The sequence below is a fragment of the Acinetobacter sp. CIP 64.7 genome (genome assembly GCF_000369745.1).
GTDB lineage: Bacteria > Pseudomonadota > Gammaproteobacteria > Pseudomonadales > Moraxellaceae > Acinetobacter > Acinetobacter fasciculus.
In genome coordinates, this window is the sequence record NZ_KB850177.1 from 374,261 (window position 1) to 400,339 (window position 26,079).

39 protein-coding genes and 1 pseudogene are annotated in these 26,079 nt (G+C 44.8%); 35 read left to right on the forward strand and 5 right to left on the reverse strand.

What is annotated here, in order from left to right:
- Nucleotides 1–13: 13 nt before the first annotated feature.
- Nucleotides 14–1,216, reverse strand: a complete 1,203-nt coding sequence (locus F890_RS01780; protein WP_005249895.1) for a PLP-dependent transferase — start codon at nt 1,214–1,216, stop codon at nt 14–16.
- A gap of 163 nt (nt 1,217–1,379) precedes the next feature.
- Here F890_RS01780 and F890_RS01785 point away from each other — a divergent pair, with 163 nt between their 5' ends.
- From F890_RS01785 to F890_RS01925, 30 genes and pseudogenes are all read left to right on the forward strand, one after another.
- A complete protein-coding gene (locus F890_RS01785; RefSeq protein WP_004732279.1) occupies nt 1,380–2,114 on the forward strand; it encodes a type 1 glutamine amidotransferase in 735 nt (244 codons plus the stop codon).
- Between the two features lie 272 nt (nt 2,115–2,386).
- Complete coding sequence (rpsJ, locus tag F890_RS01790; protein ID WP_000070912.1) at nt 2,387–2,698, forward strand: 30S ribosomal protein S10; 312 nt, start codon at nt 2,387–2,389, stop codon at nt 2,696–2,698.
- A gap of 60 nt (nt 2,699–2,758) precedes the next feature.
- On the forward strand, nt 2,759–3,397 hold the full coding sequence (rplC, locus tag F890_RS01795; RefSeq protein WP_004645054.1) for a 50S ribosomal protein L3: 639 nt from the start codon (nt 2,759–2,761) through the stop codon (nt 3,395–3,397).
- 11 nt (nt 3,398–3,408) lie between these two features.
- Nucleotides 3,409–4,011, forward strand: coding sequence for a 50S ribosomal protein L4 (gene rplD / locus F890_RS01800; protein WP_004281511.1), 603 nt, complete (start codon nt 3,409–3,411; stop codon nt 4,009–4,011).
- Nucleotides 4,008–4,328, forward strand: coding sequence for a 50S ribosomal protein L23 (rplW, locus tag F890_RS01805; protein WP_004281510.1), 321 nt, complete (start codon nt 4,008–4,010; stop codon nt 4,326–4,328). Before rplD ends, rplW begins: the two co-directional genes overlap by 4 nt.
- An 11-nt stretch (nt 4,329–4,339) precedes the next feature.
- Nucleotides 4,340–5,164: a 50S ribosomal protein L2 gene (rplB, locus tag F890_RS01810; protein WP_004281509.1), complete on the forward strand. Its 825-nt coding sequence runs from the start codon at nt 4,340–4,342 to the stop codon at nt 5,162–5,164.
- Nucleotides 5,165–5,183: 19 nt separating this feature from the next.
- A complete protein-coding gene (gene rpsS, locus F890_RS01815) occupies nt 5,184–5,459 on the forward strand; it encodes a 30S ribosomal protein S19 (protein WP_004281508.1) in 276 nt (91 codons plus the stop codon).
- Between the two features lie 11 nt (nt 5,460–5,470).
- Complete coding sequence (rplV, locus tag F890_RS01820; protein WP_001982638.1) at nt 5,471–5,800, forward strand: 50S ribosomal protein L22; 330 nt, start codon at nt 5,471–5,473, stop codon at nt 5,798–5,800.
- Nucleotide 5,801: 1 nt separating this feature from the next.
- Nucleotides 5,802–6,618: pseudogene (gene rpsC / locus F890_RS01825) on the forward strand (30S ribosomal protein S3).
- On the forward strand, nt 6,558–6,971 hold the full coding sequence (gene rplP / locus F890_RS01830) for a 50S ribosomal protein L16 (protein ID WP_004281506.1): 414 nt from the start codon (nt 6,558–6,560) through the stop codon (nt 6,969–6,971). The pseudogene rpsC and the gene rplP overlap by 61 nt, the downstream one beginning before the upstream one ends.
- On the forward strand, nt 6,971–7,168 hold the full coding sequence (gene rpmC / locus F890_RS01835; RefSeq protein ID WP_004281505.1) for a 50S ribosomal protein L29: 198 nt from the start codon (nt 6,971–6,973) through the stop codon (nt 7,166–7,168). The genes rplP and rpmC overlap by 1 nt, the downstream gene beginning before the upstream one ends.
- Entirely contained in the window at nt 7,165–7,422 is a 258-nt protein-coding gene (gene rpsQ / locus F890_RS01840) for a 30S ribosomal protein S17 (protein ID WP_004281504.1), read from the forward strand. Before rpmC ends, rpsQ begins: the two co-directional genes overlap by 4 nt.
- Before the next feature lie 91 nt (nt 7,423–7,513).
- Complete coding sequence (gene rplN, locus F890_RS01845; RefSeq protein WP_004281503.1) at nt 7,514–7,882, forward strand: 50S ribosomal protein L14; 369 nt, start codon at nt 7,514–7,516, stop codon at nt 7,880–7,882.
- Nucleotides 7,883–7,891: 9 nt separating this feature from the next.
- Complete coding sequence (gene rplX / locus F890_RS01850; protein ID WP_004281502.1) at nt 7,892–8,209, forward strand: 50S ribosomal protein L24; 318 nt, start codon at nt 7,892–7,894, stop codon at nt 8,207–8,209.
- A 16-nt stretch (nt 8,210–8,225) separates the two neighbouring features.
- Nucleotides 8,226–8,762: a 50S ribosomal protein L5 gene (gene rplE, locus F890_RS01855; protein WP_004645057.1), complete on the forward strand. Its 537-nt coding sequence runs from the start codon at nt 8,226–8,228 to the stop codon at nt 8,760–8,762.
- A 9-nt stretch (nt 8,763–8,771) separates the two neighbouring features.
- Nucleotides 8,772–9,077, forward strand: coding sequence for a 30S ribosomal protein S14 (gene rpsN, locus F890_RS01860; protein WP_004732275.1), 306 nt, complete (start codon nt 8,772–8,774; stop codon nt 9,075–9,077).
- Between the two features lie 12 nt (nt 9,078–9,089).
- Nucleotides 9,090–9,485: a 30S ribosomal protein S8 gene (gene rpsH / locus F890_RS01865; protein WP_004281499.1), complete on the forward strand. Its 396-nt coding sequence runs from the start codon at nt 9,090–9,092 to the stop codon at nt 9,483–9,485.
- A 13-nt stretch (nt 9,486–9,498) separates the two neighbouring features.
- Entirely contained in the window at nt 9,499–10,032 is a 534-nt protein-coding gene (rplF, locus tag F890_RS01870; RefSeq protein WP_004645059.1) for a 50S ribosomal protein L6, read from the forward strand.
- 14 nt (nt 10,033–10,046) lie between these two features.
- On the forward strand, nt 10,047–10,397 hold the full coding sequence (gene rplR, locus F890_RS01875; protein WP_004281497.1) for a 50S ribosomal protein L18: 351 nt from the start codon (nt 10,047–10,049) through the stop codon (nt 10,395–10,397).
- A 2-nt stretch (nt 10,398–10,399) separates the two neighbouring features.
- Nucleotides 10,400–10,897, forward strand: coding sequence for a 30S ribosomal protein S5 (gene rpsE, locus F890_RS01880; RefSeq protein ID WP_004281496.1), 498 nt, complete (start codon nt 10,400–10,402; stop codon nt 10,895–10,897).
- A gap of 6 nt (nt 10,898–10,903) precedes the next feature.
- On the forward strand, nt 10,904–11,080 hold the full coding sequence (gene rpmD, locus F890_RS01885) for a 50S ribosomal protein L30 (RefSeq protein WP_004281495.1): 177 nt from the start codon (nt 10,904–10,906) through the stop codon (nt 11,078–11,080).
- A 3-nt stretch (nt 11,081–11,083) separates the two neighbouring features.
- The gene (gene rplO / locus F890_RS01890; RefSeq protein ID WP_004281494.1) at nt 11,084–11,524 is read left to right on the forward strand and encodes a 50S ribosomal protein L15; all 441 of its coding nucleotides are present in this window, start codon (nt 11,084–11,086) and stop codon (nt 11,522–11,524) included.
- A gap of 45 nt (nt 11,525–11,569) precedes the next feature.
- Complete coding sequence (secY, locus tag F890_RS01895; RefSeq protein ID WP_171054339.1) at nt 11,570–12,889, forward strand: preprotein translocase subunit SecY; 1,320 nt, start codon at nt 11,570–11,572, stop codon at nt 12,887–12,889.
- A 19-nt stretch (nt 12,890–12,908) separates the two neighbouring features.
- Nucleotides 12,909–13,025, forward strand: coding sequence for a 50S ribosomal protein L36 (gene rpmJ / locus F890_RS17845; protein WP_000867907.1), 117 nt, complete (start codon nt 12,909–12,911; stop codon nt 13,023–13,025).
- Between the two features lie 105 nt (nt 13,026–13,130).
- Nucleotides 13,131–13,487: a 30S ribosomal protein S13 gene (rpsM, locus tag F890_RS01900; RefSeq protein ID WP_004281492.1), complete on the forward strand. Its 357-nt coding sequence runs from the start codon at nt 13,131–13,133 to the stop codon at nt 13,485–13,487.
- A 19-nt stretch (nt 13,488–13,506) separates the two neighbouring features.
- Nucleotides 13,507–13,893 (forward strand): 30S ribosomal protein S11, encoded by a 387-nt coding sequence (rpsK, locus tag F890_RS01905; protein WP_004281491.1) that lies wholly within the window; start codon nt 13,507–13,509, stop codon nt 13,891–13,893.
- A gap of 12 nt (nt 13,894–13,905) precedes the next feature.
- Nucleotides 13,906–14,532: a 30S ribosomal protein S4 gene (gene rpsD, locus F890_RS01910; protein ID WP_004281490.1), complete on the forward strand. Its 627-nt coding sequence runs from the start codon at nt 13,906–13,908 to the stop codon at nt 14,530–14,532.
- Nucleotides 14,533–14,548: 16 nt separating this feature from the next.
- The gene (locus F890_RS01915; RefSeq protein WP_004281489.1) at nt 14,549–15,556 is read left to right on the forward strand and encodes a DNA-directed RNA polymerase subunit alpha; all 1,008 of its coding nucleotides are present in this window, start codon (nt 14,549–14,551) and stop codon (nt 15,554–15,556) included.
- Between the two features lie 18 nt (nt 15,557–15,574).
- A complete protein-coding gene (gene rplQ, locus F890_RS01920) occupies nt 15,575–15,940 on the forward strand; it encodes a 50S ribosomal protein L17 (RefSeq protein ID WP_004281488.1) in 366 nt (121 codons plus the stop codon).
- A gap of 217 nt (nt 15,941–16,157) precedes the next feature.
- Entirely contained in the window at nt 16,158–17,648 is a 1,491-nt protein-coding gene (locus tag F890_RS01925) for a flavin-containing monooxygenase (protein ID WP_004732270.1), read from the forward strand.
- A gap of 60 nt (nt 17,649–17,708) precedes the next feature.
- Here the strand turns inward: F890_RS01925 and F890_RS01930 are convergent, their stop codons facing one another.
- Entirely contained in the window at nt 17,709–18,881 is a 1,173-nt protein-coding gene (locus tag F890_RS01930; RefSeq protein WP_004732268.1) for an acyl-CoA dehydrogenase family protein, read from the reverse strand.
- A 184-nt stretch (nt 18,882–19,065) separates the two neighbouring features.
- Between F890_RS01930 and F890_RS01935 the strand changes: the two genes are divergently transcribed.
- The 5 genes from F890_RS01935 to F890_RS01955 all read left to right on the forward strand — a co-directional run bounded on the left by F890_RS01935 (nt 19,066) and on the right by F890_RS01955 (nt 24,398).
- Entirely contained in the window at nt 19,066–19,323 is a 258-nt protein-coding gene (locus F890_RS01935; protein ID WP_004281484.1) for an FAD assembly factor SdhE, read from the forward strand.
- Nucleotides 19,316–19,702, forward strand: a complete 387-nt coding sequence (locus F890_RS01940; protein WP_004732265.1) for a hypothetical protein — start codon at nt 19,316–19,318, stop codon at nt 19,700–19,702. The genes F890_RS01935 and F890_RS01940 overlap by 8 nt, the downstream gene beginning before the upstream one ends.
- A 535-nt stretch (nt 19,703–20,237) precedes the next feature.
- Nucleotides 20,238–21,278 (forward strand): hypothetical protein, encoded by a 1,041-nt coding sequence (locus F890_RS01945; protein ID WP_004732263.1) that lies wholly within the window; start codon nt 20,238–20,240, stop codon nt 21,276–21,278.
- 67 nt (nt 21,279–21,345) lie between these two features.
- Nucleotides 21,346–21,918 carry a rhombosortase gene (rrtA, locus tag F890_RS01950; protein WP_004732261.1) on the forward strand — a complete coding sequence of 191 codons (573 nt, stop codon included), beginning with the start codon at nt 21,346–21,348 and terminating at the stop codon, nt 21,916–21,918.
- A 197-nt stretch (nt 21,919–22,115) separates the two neighbouring features.
- Nucleotides 22,116–24,398 carry a TRAP transporter large permease subunit gene (locus tag F890_RS01955; protein WP_005265575.1) on the forward strand — a complete coding sequence of 761 codons (2,283 nt, stop codon included), beginning with the start codon at nt 22,116–22,118 and terminating at the stop codon, nt 24,396–24,398.
- A gap of 63 nt (nt 24,399–24,461) precedes the next feature.
- Here F890_RS01955 and F890_RS01960 read toward each other — a convergent pair whose 3' ends face one another.
- From F890_RS01960 to F890_RS01970, 3 genes are read right to left on the reverse strand one after another with little or no spacing between them, the layout of a single operon-like run.
- Nucleotides 24,462–25,343, reverse strand: a complete 882-nt coding sequence (locus tag F890_RS01960; RefSeq protein WP_005265576.1) for a DMT family transporter — start codon at nt 25,341–25,343, stop codon at nt 24,462–24,464.
- Nucleotides 25,344–25,398: 55 nt separating this feature from the next.
- On the reverse strand, nt 25,399–25,833 hold the full coding sequence (locus F890_RS01965; RefSeq protein WP_004732253.1) for a restriction endonuclease subunit S domain-containing protein: 435 nt from the start codon (nt 25,831–25,833) through the stop codon (nt 25,399–25,401).
- Between the two features lie 17 nt (nt 25,834–25,850).
- On the reverse strand, nt 25,851–26,060 hold the full coding sequence (locus F890_RS01970; RefSeq protein ID WP_171054337.1) for a YheV family putative zinc ribbon protein: 210 nt from the start codon (nt 26,058–26,060) through the stop codon (nt 25,851–25,853).
- Between the last annotated feature and the right edge of the window lie 19 nt (nt 26,061–26,079).

A 26,079-nucleotide genomic window follows, 5' to 3' on the forward strand; every position in this document is an offset into this window, starting at 1 on the left:
TTCCTGTTATTTATTATTCGTTTTTAAGTTTTTTCATTTGTTCTAGTGCATGCTGAATATCTTGAATCAAATCTTCCGGATATTCCAGTCCAATACAGAAACGAACCAGCAAGCCGTCTTTTAAGTGTGAATGTTCCAGCACACGCATGTCTTTTAAGTTATATAGCATGACCAGACTGACAGGGCCACCCCAACTAAAGCCAAGCTTAAACAGTTTTAAGCTATCACAGAAATTCCGGATATCCTGCATTACGTATGTGCTGTCAAAGATCACGCTGACCAGGCCGGCACTATCACCTTGCTTGCAAATTTCTTTCCAGTACTGATGGCCTGCGCTGTCCGGGTCAGCAGGATGCAGCACCTGTACAAACTCGGCTTGCTGTTGAAGCCATGTCATTAATGCCAGTGCACTTTTCGACTGATGTTCATAGCGAAGTTGCATCGAAGCCAGACTGCGTTGTATCTGTGCCACATCATCACCAGAAACACTAATGCCCTGAATGGCATGTGCGCGGAACAGTTTGTGATGCAGGGCCTTATCTCGCGTAACCACCGAGCCCATCAGAATATCACCCCCGCCGCTTGGATATTTGGTCAGTGCATGTACCGTCATATCTACACTTAAATGCTCTTCACTAAAATCAAAGGCATCAAAAGCCAGACCTGCGCCCCAGGTATTATCCAGCGCAGTAAGAATATTGTGTGCCTGAGCTTTTTTCACTAAACCAGCCAGATCCGGAAATTCCAAGGTGACTGAGCCAGCAGCCTCGAGCCAGATCAGTTTGGCTTTATCTGTAGGCTGAAATGTATCAAGCTCTATGGGATTGTAGACCTTAACCGTAATTCCATAACGCTTTTCCAGATTGCGTAAATGTTCCATGTTTGGACCATAGATATTGTCAGCCACCCAAACCTCATCTCCTTGGCTTAAAAAGCAAGAATTCACGAGATTAATCGCGGATAAACCACTCGGTGCGAGCAGGTGATATAAACCACCTTCGAGCTGTGCGATGTTATCGCCCAGCGTAAAGGTCGTAGGCGTGCCATGCGTGCCATAACTATAGTCATAGTCATCGGTCCAATGGCGATTAAACAGGGCATCGGTATTGTTAAAGATAATCGTCGATGCACGATAGAGGGGAGGCTGAATGGTAGAAATCGCTTGAGGAGCCTTTCGTGGTGCATGAATGAGCGCTGTTTGAGGATTTTTTTTCACGTGAATGCTCTCAAATGTAATCAAATATTACTCTAGCTTAAGAGAATCTGTGACTCACTGCCAGTTACGTTGTGAATTGTTTAAAAACAACAAGTCTTATAAAAAGTTGGCTTCATTTTTGCAAAACCTAAATCTATATAGCTAAAAAAATAGGTTGAGGAGCATGAAGTCGTATTTAAAAGTGCATTATTTTCAGCATATTGCTGGTGAAGGTTTTGGTAGTTGTTATGAATTTTTAAAGCAGCATCAGGCGCACATTACAGCGACTGAATTTTTTGCTTTACCCGTGGATCGACCGCTGGAGATCGAGGCGCTGCCTGCAGTGGAAGAGGTGGATTTGCTGATCATTATGGGGGGAACCATGAGTGTGAATGATGAAGCAAATTTCCCTTGGTTAAAAATAGAAAAACGCTGGTTGCGTCGCTATCTTTCGCATGGCAAACCGGCAATTGGCCTGTGTCTGGGTGGGCAGTTGATTGCAAATGCTTTGGGTGCAGGTGTTAGTCGCAATCCAGAACAGGAATTGGGGTGGACCACGGTGCACAGAGTGGCGAATCTACCAGAGACGTGTTTTAGCCTGCCGGAGCAGTTTAATATTCTGCAATGGCACAATGAAACATTTGAATTGCCTAAAGGGGCAGTCCATCTGGCAGAAAATGAAGCCTGTCGTAATCAGATGTACCAGTTGGGTAGAAATGTATTGGGCTTCCAGTTTCATCCGGAAATTACCCCAGAAACACTCGAATTGTTTTTAGAAAATGAAGGAGAGCTTGCACAATTTTCAGGAAAATATGTGCAAAATTTATTTGAATTAAAAAAAACCACGAAGCAAAAATTTATTGAAGGAAATCAGATATTAAATCGTGCTATAGAATATGTTTTGGCAAAAACTGCCTAATATTTACACAATAAACTATTGTTTTAAGTCATAAATTGAAAACTTGGATAAAACCATAAAAGAGATTTGCTTATGCATTAAACAATGGCTATAATAAGCGACCCTTCAATAGGAAGGGGGTTAACTGCGAATAAAGTAGTTAACTATCGTTACAGTCGTGGCATCGATCATGACCTTAGTGATATTTCACTGCTCTTGACACTTGCCCACATAAAGTGGGGTGAGATGCGTCAAGAGTGATTCTTTATATATTTGGCTTGGAGTTTACTGGTATGTCTAACCAGAGAATTCGTATCCGTCTTAAGTCTTTTGATCATCGCCTGATTGATCAATCAGCTCAAGAAATCGTAGAAACCGCAAAACGTACTGGCGCACAAGTGTGTGGTCCAATTCCAATGCCAACACGCATTGAACGTTTTAACGTTTTAACATCACCACACGTAAACAAAGACGCGCGTGACCAGTACGAAATCCGTACTTACAAGCGTTTGATCGACATCGTTCAACCTACAGACAAAACTGTAGATGCATTGATGAAGTTAGATCTTGCAGCTGGTGTTGATGTTCAGATCGCATTGGGTTAAGGCTTTCGGGTTAATTAACACTCTAAGTTAATTAGGCCGCTTTTTTAGAGGTTTATGCACATGGCTATTGGTTTAGTCGGTCGCAAGTGCGGTATGACACGTATCTTTACAGATGCTGGTGTTTCTGTGCCTGTTACAGTGATTGAGGTTGATCCTAACCGCATCACTCAAATCAAAACGCTTGAAACTGATGGTTATCAAGCGATTCAAATCACTACTGGTGAACGTCGCGAATCTCGCGTAACTAACGCTCAGAAAGGCCACTTCGCGAAAGCGGGTGTTGCAGCTGGTCGTCTAGTTCAAGAATTCCGTGCTACAGAAGCTGATCTTGAAGGTCGTGAAGTTGGTGGTACGCTTACCGTTGAATTGTTCCAGGTTGGTCAAGTTGTTGACGTAACTGGTCAATCTAAAGGTAAAGGTTTCCAAGGTGGTGTTAAGCGTTGGAACTTCCGTACGCAAGATGCAACTCACGGTAACTCAGTTTCTCACCGTGTTTTAGGTTCTACTGGTCAAAACCAGACTCCTGGTCGCGTATTCAAAGGCAAAAAAATGGCTGGCCATTTAGGTGCTGAACGCGTAACTACACAGGGTCTTGAGATCGTTGCTATCGACACAGAACGTTCAGTTCTAGTTGTTAAAGGCGCGGTTCCTGGTGCTACTGGTGGCGACGTAATCGTTCGTCCTACGATCAAGGCCTGAGGGGAAATAACGTGAATTTAAATACTGTTTCCGGCTCTGCTGTTGAATTATCAGAAGTTGCGTTCGGTCGTGAATTTAATGAAGCTCTTGTTCACCAAGTGGTTACAGCTTATTTAGCTGGTGGCCGTCAAGGTTCAAAAGCTCAGAAATCACGTGCAGACGTTTCTGGCGGTGGTCGCAAGCCATTCCGTCAAAAAGGTACTGGCCGCGCTCGTGCTGGTTCTATTCGTAGCCCAATCTGGGTTGGCGGTGGTAAAACTTTTGCTGCTCGTCCACAAGACTGGTCTCAAAAAGTAAACCGTAAAATGTACCGCGGTGCTATGCAATGCATCCTGGCTGAACTTGTTCGTCAAGATCGCCTAGTTTTAGTTGAAGAGTTTGCTGTTGCGGCTCCAAAAACTAAAGAATTGCTTGCAAAACTTAACGACTTGAATGCGACTCGCGCATTGATCGTTACTGATGCTGTTGATGAGAACCTGTATCTTGCTGCGCGCAACATTCCACACGTTGATGTGGTTGATGCTGCTGCAATCGATCCGGTTAGCTTGATTGCGTTCGACAAAGTTGTTATGTCTGTAGCTGCTGCTAAGAAAATTGAGGTAGAACTCGGATGAACAACGAACGTATCTATCAAGTCCTGCAAGGACCTGTATTCTCAGAAAAAGCACAAGTTTTAGGTGAAACTGCTGGTGTTCAAGTGTTTAAAGTTGCATTAAATGCAAACAAGCTTGAAATCAAAAAAGCAGTGGAACAACTCTTTGGTGTGGAAGTTGTTAAAGTTAACACTACTATCACTAAAGGTAAGTCTAAACGCTTTGGTAAAACATTAGGACGTCGTTCTGATGTTAAAAAAGCATACGTCACCCTGAAAGCTGGCCAAGATGTTGAAATGGCTGACTTGGGCGATACCGCTGAAAGCACAGCGGAATAAGGACGAGAATTATGCCTATTCAAAAATGTAAGCCAACGTCTCCAGGACGTCGCTTTGTAGAGAAAGTGGTTCACGATCACCTTCACAAAGGCGCACCATACTCTCCGTTGGTTGAAGCTAAAAAACGTACTGGCGGCCGTAATAACAACGGTCACATCACGACTCGTCACGTTGGTGGCGGTCACAAGCAGCACTACCGTCTAGTTGACTTTAAACGTAACAAAGATGGTATTCCTGCAACTGTAGAGCGTATCGAATACGATCCTAACCGTACTGCACACATTGCACTTGTATTGTATGCTGACGGTGAGCGTCGTTATATCATCGCTCCTAAAGGCCTTCGCGCTGGCGATAAAGTACAGTCTGGTAACGATGCTCCAATTCGTCCAGGTAACTGCTTGCCGCTTCGCAACATGCCTATCGGTTCTACTCTTCACAACATCGAACTTAAAATCGGTAAAGGCGCGCAGTTAGCTCGTTCAGCTGGTACTTCAGTTCAGCTGTTGGGTCGTGACGGTTCTTACGCTATCGTTCGTCTGCGTTCAGGCGAGATGCGTAAAATTCACGTTGAATGCCGTGCTGTGTTAGGTGAAGTATCTAACTCAGAAAGCAACCTTCGTTCACTAGGTAAAGCTGGTGCATCACGCTGGCGTGGTGTTCGTCCTACCGTTCGTGGTATGGCGATGAACCCAGTTGACCATCCACATGGTGGTGGTGAAGGGCGTAACAAAGGTATTCAACCTGTAAGCCCATGGGGTCAAAAAGCTAAAGGGTACAAGACACGTACCAATAAGCGTACGACTAAGATGATTATTCGCGACCGTCGCGTTAAGTAACAAGTAAAGGAATCTGACAATGCCTCGTTCTCTGAAAAAAGGCCCATTCGTCGATGCGCACTTGTTCGCTAAGGTTGAAGCGGCTATCGCGGCTAATAACCGTAAGCCGATCAAAACTTGGTCGCGTCGTTCGATGATCCTCCCGGATTTTGTTGGTTTAACAATTTCTGTACACAATGGCCGTAACCACGTTCCTGTGATCGTTTCTGAGCACATGGTTGGTCACAAGCTTGGTGAATTTGCACCAACTCGTACCTATCGCGGTCACGGTGTTGACAAGAAATCTAAACGTTAATGGGTGCTATGATGGAAGTAACTGCTAAATTACGCGGTGCCGCTATCTCGGCACAAAAAGCTCGTTTGGTTGCAGATCTTATCCGCGGCAAATCTGTTGCGCACGCTCTTAACATCCTTAACTTCAGCAACAAAAAAGCTGCAGTTCTAGTTAAGAAAGCGTTGGAATCTGCGATTGCAAACGCTGAACACAATAACAGTTTAGATGTAGACGACCTTAAAGTTTCTACGATCTACGTTGATGAAGGCATGAGCCTGAAACGTATTATGCCACGTGCTAAAGGCCGTGCAGATCGTATTACTAAGCGTACTTGTCACATCACCGTTAAGGTAGGGGTTTGATATGGGTCAGAAGGTTCATCCAATCGGTATCCGCCTAGGTGTTGTGAAACGTCATAACGCTAACTGGTATGCGAATCCGAAACAATACGCTGAATACTTGCTTAAAGATCTTCAAGTTCGTGAGTTTTTGATCAAAAAACTTAAAAACGCGATGATCAGCAACATTCTTATCGAACGCCCTACAGGCGCTGCTAAAGTAACTATTAGCACTGCTCGTCCAGGTATCGTAATCGGTAAAAAAGGCGAAGATATTGAGAAACTACAACGCGAATTGACATCTATCATGGGTGTTCCTGCGCAAGTAAGTATCAATGAAATTGATCGTCCAGACTTAGACGCGCGTCTAGTTGCTGAAGCTATCGCTTCTCAATTAGAAAAACGTGTAATGTTCCGTCGTGCTATGAAGCGTGCGGTACAAAACACAATGCGTGCTGGTGCTAAAGGTATCAAAGTAGAAGTTTCAGGCCGTTTAGGTGGTGCTGAGATTGCTCGTACTGAGTGGTATCGTGAAGGTCGTGTACCTCTACATACGCTTCGTGCAGATATCGACTATGCGACTATGCGTGCTGAGACTACTTACGGTACGATCGGTGTTAAAGTTTGGATCTTCCGTGGTGAGATCTTGGGCGGCATGAAACAAGTCATGAACCCAGCTCCAGCTGAAGAACGTCCAGCTAAACGCGGTCGTGGTCGTGGTGAAGGTCAAGAGCGTCGTGGTCGTCGCAATGATCGTTCTGCTGAAAAAGGAGAATAATCCATGTTGCAACCTAAGCGTACTAAATTCCGTAAAGTGCAGAAAGGCCGTAACACTGGTCTAGCACACCGCGGTAGCACAGTATCTTTCGGTACTATTGCACTTAAATCAGTTGAACGTGGTCAAATGACTGCGCGTCAAATTGAAGCAGCGCGTCGTACAATTAGCCGTCGTATTAAGCGTGGTGGTAAGATCTTTATCCGTGTATTCCCGGACAAACCGATTACTTCTAAGCCTCTTGAAGTGCGTATGGGTAAAGGTAAAGGTTCTGTGGAATATTGGGTTTGCCAAATCAAACCAGGTAAAGTCTTGTACGAAATTGATGGTGTTAACGAAGAATTGGCTCGCGAAGCGTTTACGCTTGCAGCAGCTAAACTTCCGTTTAAAACCGCTATCGTGACTCGGACGGTAATGTAATGAAAACTAAAGATCTACGTGAAAAGTCGGTAGAAGAGTTGACAGCTTTGCTTGATGAGCAACAGCTTAACCAATTCCGTCTTCGTATGGCGAAAGCAACTGGTCAATTGGGTAAATCGCATGAAGTTGCACTTACTCGTCAGACTATTGCTCGTATTAAGACCCTCCTTACCGAAAAACAGGGGAACGGACAATGAGTGATAAAACAGTCCGCACGTTAACTGGCAAAGTTGTAAGCGACAAGATGGATAAATCTATCGTTGTTCTTATTGAACGCCAAGTTCAACACCCGTTGTATGGCAAATTAATCCGCCGTTCAACAAAATTACATGCTCATGATGAGAACAACACAGCTAAAGCTGGTGATGTTGTAACCATTAAAGAAAGCCGCCCAATTTCTAAAACTAAGTCTTGGACTCTAGTTGAAGTTGTTGAAGCAGCTGCTGAGTAATTAACGTTCTTGTTGCATCATCGGTCAATTTCGAGTACTCTTTGAGCCTTTCGAAATTTCGACCGGTGTTGCTCGGTTTTGGAGTAGGGCAATGATTCAGACCGAAACTATGCTCGACGTAGCAGACAACAGTGGTGCACGCCGCGTACAATGTATTAAAGTACTTGGTGGCTCGCATCGTCGTTATGCTTCTGTTGGCGACATTATTAAAGTTACTGTAAAAGAAGCAATTCCACGCGCACGTGTTAAAAAAGGTGACGTGATGAATGCGGTTGTGGTTCGTACAAAATTCGGTATCCGTCGTGCAGACGGTTCAGTGATTCGTTTCGACGATAACGCTGCTGTTATTTTGAACAACAACAAAGCGCCGATTGCAACTCGTATTTTCGGACCAGTGACTCGTGAACTTCGTACTGAACAGTTCATGAAAATTATTTCATTGGCTCCTGAAGTTCTATAAGAGGCGATCATGGCTAAGATTAAAAAAGGCGATCAAGTAATTGTGATCGCAGGTAAAGAAAAAGGCAAACAGGGTACTGTTCTGTCTGTTTCTAATGACCGTGTTAAGGTTGAAGGCCTTAACTTGGTGAAGAAGCATCAGAAGCCGAACCGTGCTACAGGCGCTGAAGGTAGCGTTGTAACTCAGGAAGCTTCGCTTCATATTTCAAACGTGGCAGTTTTTAATGCTACAACCCAAAAGGCTGACCGTGTTGGTTACCAAGTGATTGATGGCGTGAAAACTCGCGTATTCAAATCAAATGGTGAATCAGTGGCGGTAGCGAAGTAATAGGTTGATATAGGCCATGGCCAGACTTAAAACACGTTACAACGACGAACTTAAAGCTCAATTACAAGAAGTATTGGGTGTTAAGAATGTGATGGAGATTCCTCGCATCACTAAAATCACGATCAACATGGGTGTTGGCGCAGCTGCTGCTGACAAAAAACTCCTTGATGGTGCTCTTTCAGATATGCAAGCTATCGCTGGTCAAAAACCAGTACTTACGTTAGCTCGTAAATCAATCGCTGGTTTTAAAATCCGTGATGGTTGGCCGATCGGTTGTAAAGTTACTTTACGCGGCGAACGTATGTACGAATTCTTGGACCGTTTGATCTCGATTGCGATCCCTCGTATCCGTGACTTCCGTGGTTTCTCTGCGAAATCATTCGACGGTCGTGGTAACTACTCAATGGGTCTTAAGGAGCAAATCATGTTCCCTGAAATCGATTTTGACAAGATTGATCGTATTCGTGGTATGGATATTACCATTACTACGACTGCTCGCACCGATGACGAAGGCCGTGCGCTTATGCGTGCATTCGGCTTCCCGTTCAAATAAGAGGTCGATATGGCTAAGAAAGGTATGATTAATCGCGAATTGAAACGCGAAGCTACTGTTGCTAAATACGCTGCAAAACGTGCTGAATTAAAAGCTGTTATTGCAAACGTAAATGCATCAGACGAAGAACGTTTCGAAGCGATGATGAAATTACAAGCATTACCACGTAATGCATCTCCAGTACGTCTACGTAACCGTTGTGGTTTAACTGGTCGTCCTCATGGTTACTTCCGTAAGTTCGGTTTAAGCCGTAACAAATTACGTGAAACAGTAATGCAAGGTGATGTACCTGGCGTTGTTAAGGCAAGCTGGTAAGGAGCACTATAGATGAGTATGCAAGATACCGTTGCCGACATGCTAACACGTGTTCGTAACGCACAAATGGCAAAGAAACAAACTGTTTCTATGCCTAATTCTAAGTTGAAGGTAGCAATTGCTAACTTACTTCAACAAGAAGGTTATATTTCAAACGTAGAAGTTGCGGATGCTGAAGGCAAACCAACTCTTACTTTGACTTTAAAGTATTTCGAAGGCAAACCAGTTATCGAAACTGTGAAGCGCGTAAGCCGTCCAGGTCTACGTCAGTATCGCGGTAAAGATGCACTTCCGAGCGTTAAGCAAGGTTTAGGTATTGCAATTGTTTCTACAAGCAAAGGCATCATGACTGATCGCGCTGCACGTGCTGCAGGCGTTGGTGGTGAAGTTATTGCTTTTGTTTCTTAATAGGTGATTCCTCATGTCTCGTGTGGCTAAAGCCCCAGTAACTGTACCTAACGGTGTAACAGTTACTCAGAACGGCCGGCAGGTCGAAGTGAAAGGCACTAAAGGTACATTGTCTTTCAACCTGCATGCGCTGGTCGAGCTTAAACAGGAAGACGGTATTCTAGCTATTGCTCCAGTACAAGAGTCGAAAGACGCTTGGATGCAAGCTGGTACTGCTCGCGCTGTGCTTAACAACCTTGTAAAAGGTGTTAGCGAAGGTTTCGAACGTAAGTTACAGCTTATCGGTGTTGGTTATAAAGCTGCGGTTAAAGGTGACGTTGTTCATCTTAACCTTGGTTTCTCTCACCCGATCGATTATGCACTTCCTGCAGGTGTAACTGCTGAAACTCCAACTGCAACTGAAATCATTCTTAAGTCTGCTGATAAAGCAGCTTTAGGACAGGTTGCTGCAGATATCCGTGGTTACCGTCCACCAGAGCCATATAAAGGCAAAGGTGTTCGTTATTCTGACGAAGTTGTACTTCGTAAAGAAGCTAAGAAGAAATAAGGCGCGAGGTTCTTATGAACGAAAAGAAACAATCCCGTTTGCGTCGTGCGAAAAGCACACGCTTGCACATCCGTGCATTGGGTGCGACTCGTTTGTGTGTAAACCGCACTCCGCGTCACATCTATGCTCAAGTTATCTCTGCAGATGGTGGCAAAGTATTAGCGCAAGCTTCTACTTTAGACGCTACTCTACGTGCGGGTACAACTGGTAACGTTGAAGCAGCTCAAAAAGTAGGTGCTTTAATCGCAGAACGCGCTAAAGCAGCTGGTGTTACTAAAGTTGCATTTGACCGTTCTGGTTTTAAATATCATGGTCGTATCAAAGCCTTGGCTGATGCTGCTCGTGAAAACGGCTTGGAGTTCTAATCATGGCTAAAGTTGAACAAAACGAAGGTCTTGTTGAAAAGCTGGTTGCCGTTGATCGTGTAGCCAAAGTTGTTAAGGGTGGTCGTATCTTCTCTTTCACAGCATTAACTGTTGTGGGTGATGGTAATGGTCGCGTAGGTTTTGGTCGTGGTAAAGCACGTGAAGTTCCAGCTGCTATCTCTAAAGCACTTGAAGCTGCTCGTCGCAATATGATTACTGTTGACCTTGTTGATGGTACGTTACAGCACCCAATTCATGCACGTCACGGCGCTAGCCGCGTATTCATGCAGCCTGCCTCTGAAGGTACAGGTGTAATTGCTGGTGGCGCTATGCGTGCAGTTCTAGAAGCTGTAGGCGTACGTAACGTGTTGACTAAATGCCGTGGTTCTACTAACGCTGCTAACGTAGTAAACGCAACTTTCAATGGTTTGCGTGATATGACTACTCCTGAAAAGGTTGCTGCGAAACGTGGTCTTTCAGTAGAACAAATTCAAGGGTAATCAATCATGAAAACGATTAAAGTTACCCAGACTAAATCTGCATCGCACCGCTTGAAAAATCACAAGCTTAGCCTGCAAGGTTTAGGTCTGCGTCGTATTGGTCATACTGTAGAAGTGTTAGACACACCTTCTAACCGTGGTATGATCAACCAAGTCTACTATATGGTTAGTGTAGAGGAATAAGCCATGACTCTGCGTTTAAATACAATTGCACCTGCAGAAGGTGCTAAACGTGATAACCTTCGTTTAGGCCGTGGTATCGGTTCTGGCGTTGGTAAGACCGGTGGCCGTGGTGTCAAAGGTCAAAACTCACGTAAGAGCGGTGGTACTCGTCCAGGTTTCGAAGGCGGTCAAACAGCACTTTACCGTCGTTTGCCTAAATTCGGCTTCACTAGCCAATTGGCTTTGAAAACTGCTGAAGTACGTTTATCTGAGCTTGCTAAAGTTGAAGGCGACATCGTGTCTCTTGAAACTTTAAAAGCTGCGAACGTTGTACGTAAAGACATGATCCGTGCTCGTATCGTACTTTCTGGTGAAATTACTCGTGCATTCACTGTTCAAGGTGTTGCATTGACTAAAGGCGCTAAAGCTGCTGTTGAAGCTGCTGGCGGCAAAGTCGAGGAGTAATCCCCAGTGTCTATGACTCCTAGTTCTTCAGGTCATGTCAACATGATGAAAGGCCAACCATTTCATGTGAAATACCGTGAAATTATTCGTCGAATGATGTTTCTCATTGGTGCGTTGTTGGTGTTTCGACTAGGAGCGCATATTCCAGTACCAGGCATCAATAATGCTGCGTTAGAAAACTTGTTTAATGCAAACCAAGGTACCATCCTTGGTTTGTTTAACATGTTTTCTGGTGGTGCATTAGAACGAATGTCTATTCTTGCTCTCGGGATCATGCCATACATCTCTGCGTCGATTATCGTGCAGTTGATGTCAACTGTGGTTCCTTCGCTGGAAGCTTTAAAGAAAGAAGGCGAGCAAGGCAAACGTAAAATTAATCAATACACACGACAAGGTACATTATTCTTAGCGCTGGTACAGGCGATAGGTATGTGTGCAGGCCTGATCAGTCAGGGGATTACCCTGAATACTGGTTTGGCTTTTTATGTTCCTGCAGTAACCTCACTGGTTGCGGGGACCATGTTCTTGATGTGGTTGGGTGAACAGATTACCGAGCGTGGGGTGGGAAATGGTATTTCCATGATCATCTTCGCGGGTATTGTTGCCGGATTGCCTAATCTGATTATGCAATCTTTCTCCTCTGTAGATAATGGCCAGACCAGCCTGATTGGCTTGGTAATTTTTGGTTTGTTATCTCTGGGTGTTTTGGCAGCGATCGTGTTTATTGAGAAAGCGCAGCGTCGTATTCCGGTAAACTATGCTCAAAAACAACAAGGTCGTCGTGTATTTACTGCACAGCAGACACATTTGCCATTAAAAATTAATATGGCGGGTGTGATTCCGGCAATTTTTGCCAGCTCATTACTTTTGTTCCCTGCGAGCTTAGGGCAGTGGGTGGGTAGTGCAGATCCAAATGCTGGATTTATTAAGCGTAGCCTGCAAGATGTAGCATTGGTATTGTCGCCTGGTCAGCCGTTGTATTTGGTGCTCTTTGGTGCGTTAATTATCTTTTTCTGTTACTTCTATACAGCACTGGTATTTAGTCCTAAAGAAGTGTCAGAGAACTTGAAACGCAGCGGAGCTTACGTGCCTGGTATACGTCCAGGTGAGCAAACTGCTCGTTACTTAGATCATATTCTCAATCGTTTGACCTTTATTGGCGCGATTTACATCGCAGTCATTTGTTTGATGCCGATGGTATTGCAAAGTTCATTTGGTATTCCATTCTATTTGGGTGGTACCTCTTTGCTGATTGTTGTGGTGGTAGTGATGGACTTTATGGCTCAGCTGCAATCACACCTCACTTCGCACCAATACGATAATCAAACGTTAATGAGAAAAACGACTGCTCATCCTAAGGGATAAGCGCACTTGAGGTTTCATCATGAAAGTACAAGCTTCTGTTAAGAAAATTTGTGGTAGCTGTAAAGTTATCCGTCGTAATGGGGTTATCCGCGTAATTTGTAGCGCAGAACCTCGTCATAAGCAGCGTCAAGGTTAATCTGATTAAGACCTGTTGATTTCTGTAGGCGAATTAGGTTATTATCCGCCCCTCAAGATTTTTGTGGGGCGGTTGATTATCTACTGCCTTTTTGGAGAAAATTGAATGGCTCGTATTGCCGGTGTAAACATTCCGGATAACAAGCACGCTGTTATCTCTCTAACGTATATCTTTGGTATTGGTCGCCATACTTCAAAAGCTATCTTAGCTGCTGCTGGTATTGCTCCAACTACTAAGATCCGTGAATTAGATGACGCTCAGCTTGATGCGATTCGTGCAGAAGTTGCTAAGGTTCCGACCGAAGGTGATTTACGTCGCGAAATTTCCATGAACATTAAACGTTTAATGGATTTAGGCTGCTACCGCGGTCTTCGTCATCGTCGCAGCTTGCCTGTCCGCGGTCAACGCACCAAAACTAACGCTCGTACCCGTAAAGGTCCGCGCAAACCTATTAAGAAATAAGATTTCTGGAAGCTAAAAGATGGCTAAAGATACTCGCGCACGCAAGAAGGTCACTCGTACCGTCTCTGAAGGTGTCGCACACATTCACGCTTCTTTTAATAACACCATTGTGACTATTACCGATCGTCAAGGTAATGCACTGGCTTGGGCCACTTCAGGTGGACAAGGCTTCCGTGGATCACGTAAATCAACTCCGTTCGCTGCTCAGGTAGCTGCTGAAGTTGCTGGTAAAGCTGCTTTAGACTACGGTTTGAAAAACTTGGACGTCCTTGTAAAAGGTCCTGGTCCTGGTCGTGAATCTGCGGTTCGTGCTTTAGGTGCAGTGGGTTATAAAATTAACAGCATTACCGATGTGACGCCAATCCCGCACAACGGTTGCCGTCCACCTAAAAAACGTCGCGTGTAAGGAGAAACATTCATGGCTCGTTATATTGGTCCAAAATGCAAACTCTCTCGTCGCGAAGGGACAGACCTGCAACTTAAATCAGGCGTTAAACCGTTTGATGTTAAGACAAAAAAACATGCGAAAGTTCCTGGCCAACACGGCGGGGCTCGTGGTGGTAAACAATCTGAGTACTCACTACAATTACGTGAAAAACAAAAAGTACGTCGCATGTACGGTGTTTTAGAGCGTCAATTTAGTAACTACTATAAAGAAGCTGCTCGTGTTAAAGGCGCAACTGGTGAAAACCTGTTGAAGCTACTTGAAAGCCGTCTTGATAACGTTGTTTATCGTATGGGTTTCGGTTCTACTCGTGCAGAAGCTCGTCAGTTAGTATCTCACCGTAGCATCACTTTGAATGGCCGTCGTGTTAACATTGCGTCTATCCAAGTTAAAGCGGGTGATGTGATCGCAGTTCACGAAGGCGCTAAGCAACAATTACGTATCAAAAACGCAATTGAATTAGCTACTCAACGTGGCATGCCTTCTTGGATGGAAATTGACCATTCTAAATTAGAAGGTACGTTCAAAGCTGCACCGGATCGTTCTGATTTACCTGCTGAAATCAACGAAAGCTTGATTGTAGAATTGTATTCTAAATAATCCTTGAGGAAGCAATATGACGCGTACTGCAAATGAGTTTCTAACTCCGCAAGCGATCAAGGTCGAAGCGGCAAGCGGGACCTCGGCAAAAGTTATTCTAGAACCATTAGAGCGTGGCTTTGGTCATACTCTTGGTAATGCTTTACGTCGCATCCTTCTTTCTTCTCTACCTGGCGCAGCTGTGGTAGAAGTTGAGATTGAAGGGGTCGAGCACGAGTACAGTACTTTGGAAGGCTTGCAGCAGGACATCGTCGAGCTCTTGCTGAACCTAAAAGGATTGTCGATTAAGCTGTTCGATCAAAATGAAGCTTATTTAACATTAGAGAAACAAGGTGCAGGCGACGTAACTGCGGCTGACCTTCGTTTACCTCATAATGTTGAAGTGGTTAACCCTGAACATTTGATCGGTACTTTAAGTGCCTCAGGCTCATTGAAAATGCGTCTGAAAGTGGCTCAAGGTCGTGGCTACGAGACTTCTGATTCACGCTTCCCTGAAGGCGAAACTCGCCCAGTGGGTCGCTTGCAGTTAGATGCGTCTTACAGCCCAATCAAACGTGTTTCATACACCGTGGAAAACGCGCGTGTAGAACAACGTACTGACCTTGATAAACTGATCATTGATCTTGAAACTAACGGTACTGTAGATCCTGAAGAAGCGATCCGCAAAGCTGCAACTATTTTGCAGCAACAAATTGCGATCTTCGTTGACCTTCAGAAAGATCAAGCACCTGTTGCTCAAGAGCCTCGTGAAGAAGTTGACCCAATCTTGCTTCGCCCAGTAGATGATCTAGAGCTAACTGTTCGTTCTGCTAACTGTTTGAAAGCAGAAAACATTTACTACATTGGTGATCTTGTACAGCGTACCGAAGTTGAGTTGCTTAAAACTCCTAACTTGGGTAAAAAATCGCTTACTGAGATCAAAGATGTTCTGGCTTCTAAAGGCTTACAACTCGGCATGCGTTTAGAGAACTGGCCACCGGCTAGTCTCCGTATGGACGATCGTTTCGCCTATCGTAGCCGTTAATTAAGTAGGACTATCACCATGCGTCATCGTAATAGTGGTGTGAAATTAGGCCGTACAAGCAGTCATCGTAAAGCGATGTTCCAAAACATGGCTAACTCTTTGTTCGAGCACGAGTTGATCAAAACAACTGTGCCTAAAGCAAAAGAGTTACGTCGTGTAGCTGAGCCTTTAATCACTTTAGCTAAAAACGATACAGTAGCAAACCGTCGTTTGGCGTTTGCTCGTACTCGTTCAGCAGCAACTGTTGGTAAATTATTTACCGTTCTTGGCCCTCGTTACAAAGAGCGTAACGGCGGTTATCTACGTGTTCTTAAAGCGGGCTTCCGTGCAGGTGATGCTGCACCGATGGCTTACGTTGAGCTAGTAGATCGCGAAGTTAACTAATTTCGTGAAGAATAACGTAAGTTGTTCGAAAAGGTCGGTTGAATAAACCGGCCTTTTTTAATGCCTGTATATTTTAATTTAAAGTGATTGAGTTCAACATAACTGATCTGGCCTGAAAAGATAAAAAAATAGTGGCTTTTTAATGAACTTGACATTGTGTATTGTCAGTTTTGTGATTTAATAAAAACAGATAGCATCGCTTAGGTAAAAGAACAACATGGAAAAGCAGGTAGATATTTTAATTGTGGGTGCAGGGATCTCGGGGATTGGTCTAGCAGCACATCTTTCTAAACATTGTCCGCAACGCTCTTTTGAGATTATTGAACGCCGCGAAAGTATTGGTGGAACTTGGGATCTGTTTAAATATCCGGGAATCCGTTCTGATTCGGATATGTCGACTTTTGGTTTTAATTTCAAACCCTGGAAGAAAGAAAGCGTGCTTGCCGATGGCGCATCCATCAAAAATTATCTGGCTGAAGTGGTAGAAGAGTTTAAACTTCAGCCAAAAACCCATTTCCAGCATCGGGTTCTGAGTGCTAATTATGATTCTGCCACCTGCAAATGGTCAGTAGAGATTGTGGACGCACAGGGTAAGACGCAGATCTGGATCGCCAACTTTATACTGGGTTGTACCGGTTATTATAATTATGATCAGGGTTTTCAGCCGGAGTTTCCAAATCAAACTGCATTCAAAGGTGAGTTTATTCATCCGCAACATTGGCCGGAAAATTTAAACTATAAAGGCAAAAAGGTGGTCATTATTGGTAGTGGTGCGACCGCGATTACCTTGGTTCCTGCGATGGTCAAAGGTGGAGCAGGTCATGTGACCATGTTGCAGCGTTCACCGACTTATATTGCCTCTGTGCCTTCGGTCGATTTTATTTATTCAAAAATGCGTAAATATCTGCCTGAGGAGGTCGCCTACAAGCTGACACGTGCGCGTAATATCGGCATGCAGCGCGGGATTTATGCTTTGGCACAGAAACAGCCAAAATTATTAAAATCACTTTTGCTTAAATCGGTGCAATTCCAGCTGAAAGGTAAAGTGGACATGAAGCACTTTACCCCGAATTATGAACCTTGGGATCAGCGTCTCTGTGTGGTGCCGGATGGGGATCTGTTTGAAATTTTACGTGAAGGGCAGGCATCGGTTGCAACGGATCAGATAGAAACCTTGACCGAAACTGGAATTCAGCTGAAATCAGGTCAACATCTGGATGCTGATATTATTGTTTCTGCAACGGGTCTGAATATTCAAATCCTCGGCGGGATTCAGGCGACGATGGATGGTCAGCCTATCGATACCTCACAGCATATGCTGTATAGAGGCATCATGGTCAGTGATATACCAAATATGGCGCTGATTATTGGCTATATTAATGCCTCCTGGACACTTAAAGTCGATATTGCAGCTGAGTATATTTGCCGTTTGTTGAACTATATGGATCAGCAAGGTTATGCGCAGGTGATTCCTCAGGGAGATCAGAGCGAATTGCTTCAGGATACCGTCATGGGTAGTCTCAGTTCGGGTTATATTGCCCGTGCTGCGGATGTGATGCCAAAGCAGGGTAAACATGCTCCGTGGAAAGTCAGCAATAATTATCTCGCAGACCGCAAGGAACTCAAACAGGCTTCCTTTGAAGATGGGGTGCTGAAATTTAGAAAAAACAGCAATGCTTTAAAGCATAAACCGCGTCTGGTTTCTTAAAGTTATATTTTTGCATACAGAAAAAGGAGTCCTAAGAGACTCCTTTTTTATGAATCCATTTTAAAGTGAACGGGCGATGAGTTCTTTCATGATTTCATTGGTACCCGCATAAATCCGATTGGCACGGTTGTCGATATAGGCACGGGCAATCGGATATTCCAGCATATAACCATAGCCGCCATGCAATTGCAGACATTCATCTACGACTTTGCTGTACATTTCTGAAATCTTGTATTTGGCCGCAGCAGCGGCATCTACGCCCAGTTCGTGATTGAGTTGCAGCTGCATACAGCGATCCAGATAAGTGCGGCACACATCGATCTCGGTACGTAGTTCTGCCAGTTTAAAACGGGTATTTTGAAAATGGCTGATGCTCTTGCCAAATGCCTGACGTTCCTTGGTATATTTCACTGTATGGGCAAAAGCGGCTTCAGCGCCTGCCTGACAGATAATCGCCACAATCAGGCGTTCCCAAGCCAGTTCTTTCATCAGCATCATAAAGCCCATGCCTTCCAGACCGAGCAGGTTTTCTGTGGGTACCCGAACATTGTCAAAGAAGAGTTCGCAGGTATCCTGACCTTTCATGCCAATTTTATTCAGCGGCTTGCCTTTACTAAATCCGGCACGCTCTGCTTCGACCATAATCAATGAAAGATTGGCTGAACCTTTGTCATTATTGCCGGTTTTACAGACCACAATCGCCATGTCACAGAGATAGCCATTGGTAATAAAGATTTTGGAACCACTAATCACATAGTCATCGCCATCGAGTACTGCCGAGGTACGCACTGCTTGCAGGTCAGAGCCAGTTCCCGGTTCGGTCATGGCAATCGCGGTGACGACCTCTCCAGACGCCATTTTCGGTAACCATTGTTGTTTTTGAGCTTCATTACCAAAATTCAGCAGATAATTGGCAACAATATCTGAATGCAATGAAAATCCAGTCGCTGAATCTCCGGCATAGGCCTGTTCCTCAATCAAAATCATGCTATACAGCCGGTCTACGCCAGAGCCGCCATATTCTTCGGGCATGGTAGCGCAGAGCAATCCAAGCTCACCGGCTTTATTCCACAGCTCTCGATCTACATGCTGTTGACTTTCATAACGCTCGGTATATGGAATGACTTCTTTCTCATAAAATTTACTTACCGTCTCGCGAAAAGCCTCATGTCCGGTAGTAAAGAGTTGGCGCGGCAGCATCGGGGCAAGTGGACGAATGGCTGCAGATTGCATCTTGTTATTCCTTATTTTGATCTGTTTGGTTTAAAGTTAGGCCAAGCCAGGATCGGCAGCAATGAGCGAAATGTTCAAATGAGCTAAATCTGCTGATGCTTTTGGTCATTTCTCTGAAATCCCTCGAAATTCAGCAGGCGCTTCAGGTAAACTGTCCGGGTTTATAACGAGTTGGGGAAATTCGATGACTGATGACATCAGCTTAGAAGAGCGCAAAGTGATTTATCGTGCGCGTCGTGGTCTAAAAGAACTGGATGTATATTTTGATCCCTACGTAAAAAACCATTACCTGAATGCTGAGCCTTTCGAAAAACAGATGTTTGCAGAACTGGTTGAGCAGGAAGACCCGGATTTGCTGGACTGGTTTATGGAAGTGTCTGAGCCGCCGCGTCCTGAACTAAAAGATTTTATCAAGAAGCTTAAATTTTACGTTCATGGATAATCGTTGCTTCAAGCTGAAACGCAGTCTGTGTGCATTGGCGTTTCAGCTTTTTATTTTTGCACTGCTGATGTATCTGTTGTATCAGTTATTACCGATTGCACTTTGGGCAGTGTGCGCTGTCATAGGCTTGGTGATTTATCAGCTGTTTTACCGCAAGACACCACAGATTGAACAGTTTGAATATCTGGATGGACGTGAATGGTCATTGACCGCTAAAGCACGATCAACCCGTCGGGTATGTATTAGTCACGTGATTGATCATCAGGCGTATATTGTGGTGTATTTCCAGCATGCCAAGGCGCGACCTCTGCTGATCTGGTGTGATCAATTGCCCTTCAAACAATGGAAGTCCTTAAAATTATTGACTAAATTAATTTAGTTGTAAGACAAATACATTTTAATGATTTGATTAAAATGCACATAAAACAAATATTTAGATCAACTTCCTATTTTTATTGTCAGACAAAAATTACGGTTAATCTATGACTTAGAGAAATTGTCTGACAATTTATTCCCTATGTTTTATTTTTAGCCTGTACATTTAACTCACCAACAGCAACTACGGGATACCTTACTGGAATTTCCAGTGTGGATGTTTCTGATCGTAGCGATTGTTTTGGCTCTGGTAATCGGACGACTCGGGACGGTACTGAAGGATAAATTTTCATCTTAATCAAGCAGGGTTTTATCATTTTTCTGCTTGTACAGTTAATAAGTAGCATGTGCTGAACCGTCGCAATGCTACTTTTTTTTGCCCAAAATTTGGGATTCTCCTAAATACAGTCAATTGCAGCGCGGCCATTTAATGGCAAAGTGTCTCGTCTAAATTAGAGTAAATACTCTTTTATTCACAAAATGCTTCTGATATCTTTAGCAGAAAGATGGACATAATCACAATTATAGAGGACAGGAAAATGTCAGGCGTCCGTAAAATATGCCAAGGTATGGCGACCATTGCAATAACAACAACAGTTTTGACAGGGTGTTCTCAGGTCATTAAAACCGGTGCCAATGTTGCACTGGGTTTCACCGAAAACCATATTGTCCCGCCGATTTTAGCGATGGATGATGCTGAAATGGTGTGTAATTCAGGGAATTCTTTAACGCCGGCCATTATGGCGACCAAAGAAATGGGGGCGGATCCAACGCGGGTGGCCGTGCTGATGTATTCGGCTGCCGGTATTTGTGCCGAGCAAAAAGCGCTGGAAGCCGAGTTACGCTATTTACGTGCTTCAAAAACCAATCAGGTGGCAGAAGCCCAAGATGCCCGAATCGAGCAGAAGCGCTGGGCAGCACTGGCGGCACAGCGTCAATATACTGGTTATCAGCTGTTCCAGAGCCGTTATGAAAAGAAATATCAAAAAGCCCTGGGTGAAGAATGCCCACGCATGAACAGTGATATCGAGCAAACGGTTTATCTGTTGGGTATGCTCAGTGGCTTGCAGGCCATGACCAATGATATTAACTCGGGTGGTGCAGTGCATGTACCGAAAGATATTGCTGCCGTGGTCGAGCGTGGCATGGTGTGTCTGGATAACGCGAAATTTTGGGGTGCGCCGAATGCCACCCGTGCGGTGATCTGGACTTTGTTGCCAGGCGCAGGGGAAGGCAAGCCTGACCCTTACCAAACATTAAAACAATCTACACAAATTGGCGAGCAAAAAGGTGTACGTTTATCTCATGCCTTGTATGCCGTAGCGGCTCAGGCCAGTGGGGATGATGCCAAAGTCCGGGATGCCTTAAAAACCTTTGCTCAGGCACGTACCGAGGAAAAACCGGTGAATCCGCAATTCAAGCTGATCGACAGCATGGCTGCAATTATGGTCAGTGGCATATCGGATCGTTACTGGACAGAAAATACCGGTATACGCAGTGGCGATGATGGCATGCAACGTTTCTGGGATGAATCCGACAGTTCTTCCGAGCTCGATGATCTGTTCAGTGCGGATCTGTAATGCAGATACTATACATGAATCTTCAGGGATGAAGTCAAATTAGATGGTCAGGGAGGACAATAGGCCGATGCTAGATCAACATTTTCGACGAAAAATTATTTTTCTAGCGGCTTTTGTCTCTCTCTCTGCATGTCTGCAAATTTTTCAGGATTATTTCATCTATTGGCAAGAGAGCCTGCTGGGTGAATTCTGGCGACTCTGGACAGCGCACTGGGTGCATGTGGGCTGGCTTCATTATTTCCTGAACATTCTTGCCTTTCTCTGTTTGCCTTTCATTTTTCCACGCGCCACCGTCTGGCATTTCTGTGCCATTTTACTGATCTTGCCACCGTTGATCAGTTTAAGTTTTTATTTTTTCTTACCCAATATTGAAGCCTATGCCGGCTTGTCAGGCGTACTGCATGGCGCCTACGTAGCAGTGGCCTGTGTGCATTTGCTGTATAAGCGGGAACGCGGTTTTGCGGCGCTGGTGTTGTTTTTGATCTTTGCCAAACTGGTCTGGGAAAACACCATTGGCAATGTCGGGACGACGCAGCTGATCGGTAGTCCGGTTTTGGTTGAGGCACATTTACTTGGTGTGATTTGGGGCGTTATTCTGGCGCTGATCTATATCGTGAGCAATTATTTTCGGGATAATTAAAGTGCAGAGATAAATCATTTTCTTGGCAGAAAATACAAAAAGAAAATATAAATTGTCATTTTTATTGTGCCAATTTTCATGCAAAGTCAAAACATAGAATAAAGATCCTGACCTTTGAAAAGGAATTTTCGGGGCAGAAGGGAAGATCGGCGTCCTAGACCAAGCATCAGGCCGCTAAAATAAAAATAGGAATACACATGCAAAATGATGATCAAAACAGATCAGGATTAGGTCTGTTGCGTTATATATGGACAGAGTGGATCTCGACCTTCGTCGTGCTGGTTTTACTTTTGCTCACTTTGATTATTGGCACCGGGGAAATGATTCACGGCCAGTTGCTGCGTATGGGCGAGCGTATTTACGGCGATCCGGCAACCGCAATGCAATATTCATTTCTAAGGGCTGAACCGACGCGTCCACAATGTGAACGCAATATCAATGTTGATCAGCGTGTTCAGCAGCAGATGAAAGCCGATGCAGCCGATGAATATGCTGATTTCTTCGGGGTGCGTTCGGAAGCGGATGTCCGTGCTGCGGTGTTACAGGCACAGCAGGTCTGTGAAGAATCCTACCTGTTCTATGATAAAGCCATTCAACATGTGGAAGCTCATCCAAGTATTCGGGCTTATCGGACGTTTGAAACCTCTTTCTTTGGTATCTTCAAGTTTGGTACAGAAAACCGGGCTTTGCTCTTGGTTATCATGGTGGTCTTTGCTGCGATCAGTGCCACCCTAAAAACTCATCATATTGGTTTACGTAGCCCGAGCACACGTATCGACTTTAAAGTTTATTCGGTCGCCATGCTGGTTGCTAATGCTTTCCTGGCATTTTCATCCTATAGCCAATATCAGTCCGTATTGAACTCGGGCGTGCCGATGGGAGAGATGAAATACATCTACTGGTTGTGGATGATTCTGTTCAGCACCCTCACATTGATCAGCTTGTATCAGGTGATCAAACAACCAAAACCAACGCGTGAGGGCGGCAGTTTTGGTCTGGCCTTTCTGAGTGTACCGCTATATGCCTATATGGCCATTACGACCGGAATAAATTTCACTTTCTTTATGGACTATCCAATGGGACAGGGGATTTACCTCGGTCAATTGGTAGAGTTTTCTAGTATCTTCCTGAATCTGGCCTTGTTTATCTGGGCCGGTATGTTGCTGAAACAGACCCGTGTCGTGGACATGTTCCTGAACATTCTGCGTCCCTGGAATTTGGCACCTGAAACCCTGACCTGGCTAATCTTGCTGGCAGCTGCATTACCGACTGCCTATACCGGAGCATCAGGGATTTTTGTAATTGCCGCAGGTGCGATTATTTATAAGGAAGTCTGGAATGCGGGTGGACGCCGTCAGTTTGCACTGGCAGCCACCGCAATGTCCGGCTCAATGGGCGTAGTCTTACGTCCTTGCTTGCTGATTGTCGTCGTGGCATCACTCAATAAAGAAGTGACCACCGACTTGCTCTATCACTACGGGATTTATGTCTTCCTGCTCAGCTCGACTTTATTCCTGGTAATTTCCCTGTTCTTTGCAGAAAACAAATTCCGCATTGCTGCGCCTACTGTGGCTGCTCCTCAATCCGGTCGTGCCTTCATGGCGATTATTCCATATATCGTGATTTTCATTCTGATCTGGTTATTCTATAAATATGCCTTGTCGACTGACCTGAATGAATTTACCGCACCGGTGATGATGCCAGTCATTCTGCTGATGATTGTCCTGTTCGATAAGTTACGCCATGAACCTGCGCCGTTGCCGGCAGTGGGGCATTGGGATGAAACCTTGACCGCAACTTTAAACTCAAGATCGACACCTGAACTGGCGACAGCCGGTGCCGCGGCCAATGCAGAATATCGTGAAGCTGAACATAGCGAACAACCAGGCAAAGAGCTGGTTGTTGATCATGCTGTGCAGCGTTCAAAAGCGACTGAAATTTTGCGTCATGTCGGTTTCTGGAAGTCCATGCATATTTCGACCAGTGAGACCGTGGGACATATTGGTGCTCTGGTCATCCTGATGGCACTTTCGGTGAGTGTCGGTGGCTTGCTAGAACGTATGGAAATTATGGAAGCCTTCCCGACCGATATCAGTAGTACCATTCTGGTGATTTCACTGATTGTCGGCTTAATGATTTTTGTCGGGATGATCATGGATCCATTCGGTGCGGTGATTCTGATCTCGGCGACCGTGGCTCCAGTGGCCTATCAATACGGCATTCATCCAGTACATTTCTGGATGATTACCCTGATTGGTTTTGAGCTGGGTTATGTGACGCCACCGGTTGCGCTGAATCATCTGCTGGCCAGACAGTCGATTGGCGATGCCGAAGTGGCCGAGGCGGATGCAGAAGTACGACACTTGTCTTTCTACTACCGTTATGAACGCTGGATTTTGCCGGTGATAGTATTGCTGCCTGCGATGCTGATCATTGCCTATGTGCCTTATATCTTTAAGCTGTTCGGCTGGTATCAATAAGAGAAATACAATAAAAAAGCACCTACGGGTGCTTTTTTATTGTATTTAATTTGAATTCTTTGATCAGATCTTCGATGAATTCAAGCGCTTTTGCAGGATCGGACTACACAGTAGAATCGCACAGAAAATCAGCCCCAGCCCAATCAGGCTATAAAGGTCTGGAACTTCCTGCCAGAACAGAAAGCCCCACATGCCGGCAAAGAAAATCGCCACATAGTTGACCGGTCCAATCTGTCCTGCCGGAGCCAGCTTGTAGGCATTTGACATAAATAGTTGGCTGAAATTGGCCAGGATGCCGGCAGTAATCAGATAGCTGAGTTCTGTCAGAGTATAAGGCCGCCATAGCCAGGACATCGGAATCACTGAAATCAGGGTGCCAATAAAGCAGAAATAAAATACAATTTTTTCCGGAGACTCGGTTTTAGTCAGTGCCCGAACCGTGACAAATGCCATCGCCGCTAGAAAACTCGCACTCAAACCAATGACCGACATCAGGTTAATTAAACCCGAATCCGGTTTGGCAACACAGAGTACCCCGATGAAACCAATTGCAGCGGCGACTAACATGCTTGCTGTTATTTTTTCCTTGAGAAATAGCCAGGCAATCAAAGGAATAAAAATCGGAGAAGAGTAGGTGAAGACCATGGCATTGGAGAGTTTTAAATGGGCAATGGCATAGAAAAAGCCGTACATGGCAGTCAGTCCGACCACTGCGCGCCAGGTGTGCATCCATAGTTTTTCAGTTTTGAAAAAACCAATGCCTTTATTGAAAATGAAGGGCAGGAAAATAAACAGCCCGACAAAATTGCGAAAGAAGACCACGGTGGCGTTATCAACCGTTGCTGAGGCATAACGGATACACACGCCCATGACTGAAAAGAGAAAAGCAGAGCAGGTCAGTAACAGAATGGCTTTAAGCAGATGCGGAGCGGCTGGGGCAGACATGGAAACAACTGAGCTAGAAGATCTGACGATATTCTAGCTGAAATGCTGCCGAGATTTACTGGCTTTGAGCAAGTTGTGCTTCAAGTAACTTGATCTGTTCCTCTTTCAGTTGGATCAACTGGTCGGCATCGCTATGCTGCGCATCCAGTGTGGCTTTTTGTTCATTGAGCTGAACTTGGATGTCATCTAATTTAGCCACTTCTTCTTTGGCCAAACTGGCATTCTCCGGCACCGGTGCATCTAACAGCTGATCTGATACCAGTGCTTTAGTTTCGATCGCCTCAGCTGCTTTCGCTGCAGCCGTATCTTCTTCAGTTTTCGCCGCAGGTTTTGCTGCCGGAACAGCCACGATATCTTCCTGATGCATGCGTTCCGCTTCACCGGAAGAGGCATTCAACCACTGATATAGCAATACCAATGCAACGACAGTAACTAAAGCCCCCATAATCCCCATTAAAAGTTTGGGGTTATTTCTTTGTTCTACTGACATAGCTTGAACCTTGATTTTTATTTTACTGAACGAGGTTTAAACTGAATCACGCCAACTTCATCTGGAACAGCTGGTGTTTCTGGTTGATCAACATGTGTGGGACGATTTTCTTCATAACCACATTCAATACATTCGATCCATTCATCTTCACCAGAGGTCAGCATGACGACGCGATCTAACGCCTGACATTTTGGACATTTTGCGCCTGCAATGAAACGACGTTTAATGGTCATCATACTCACCTTG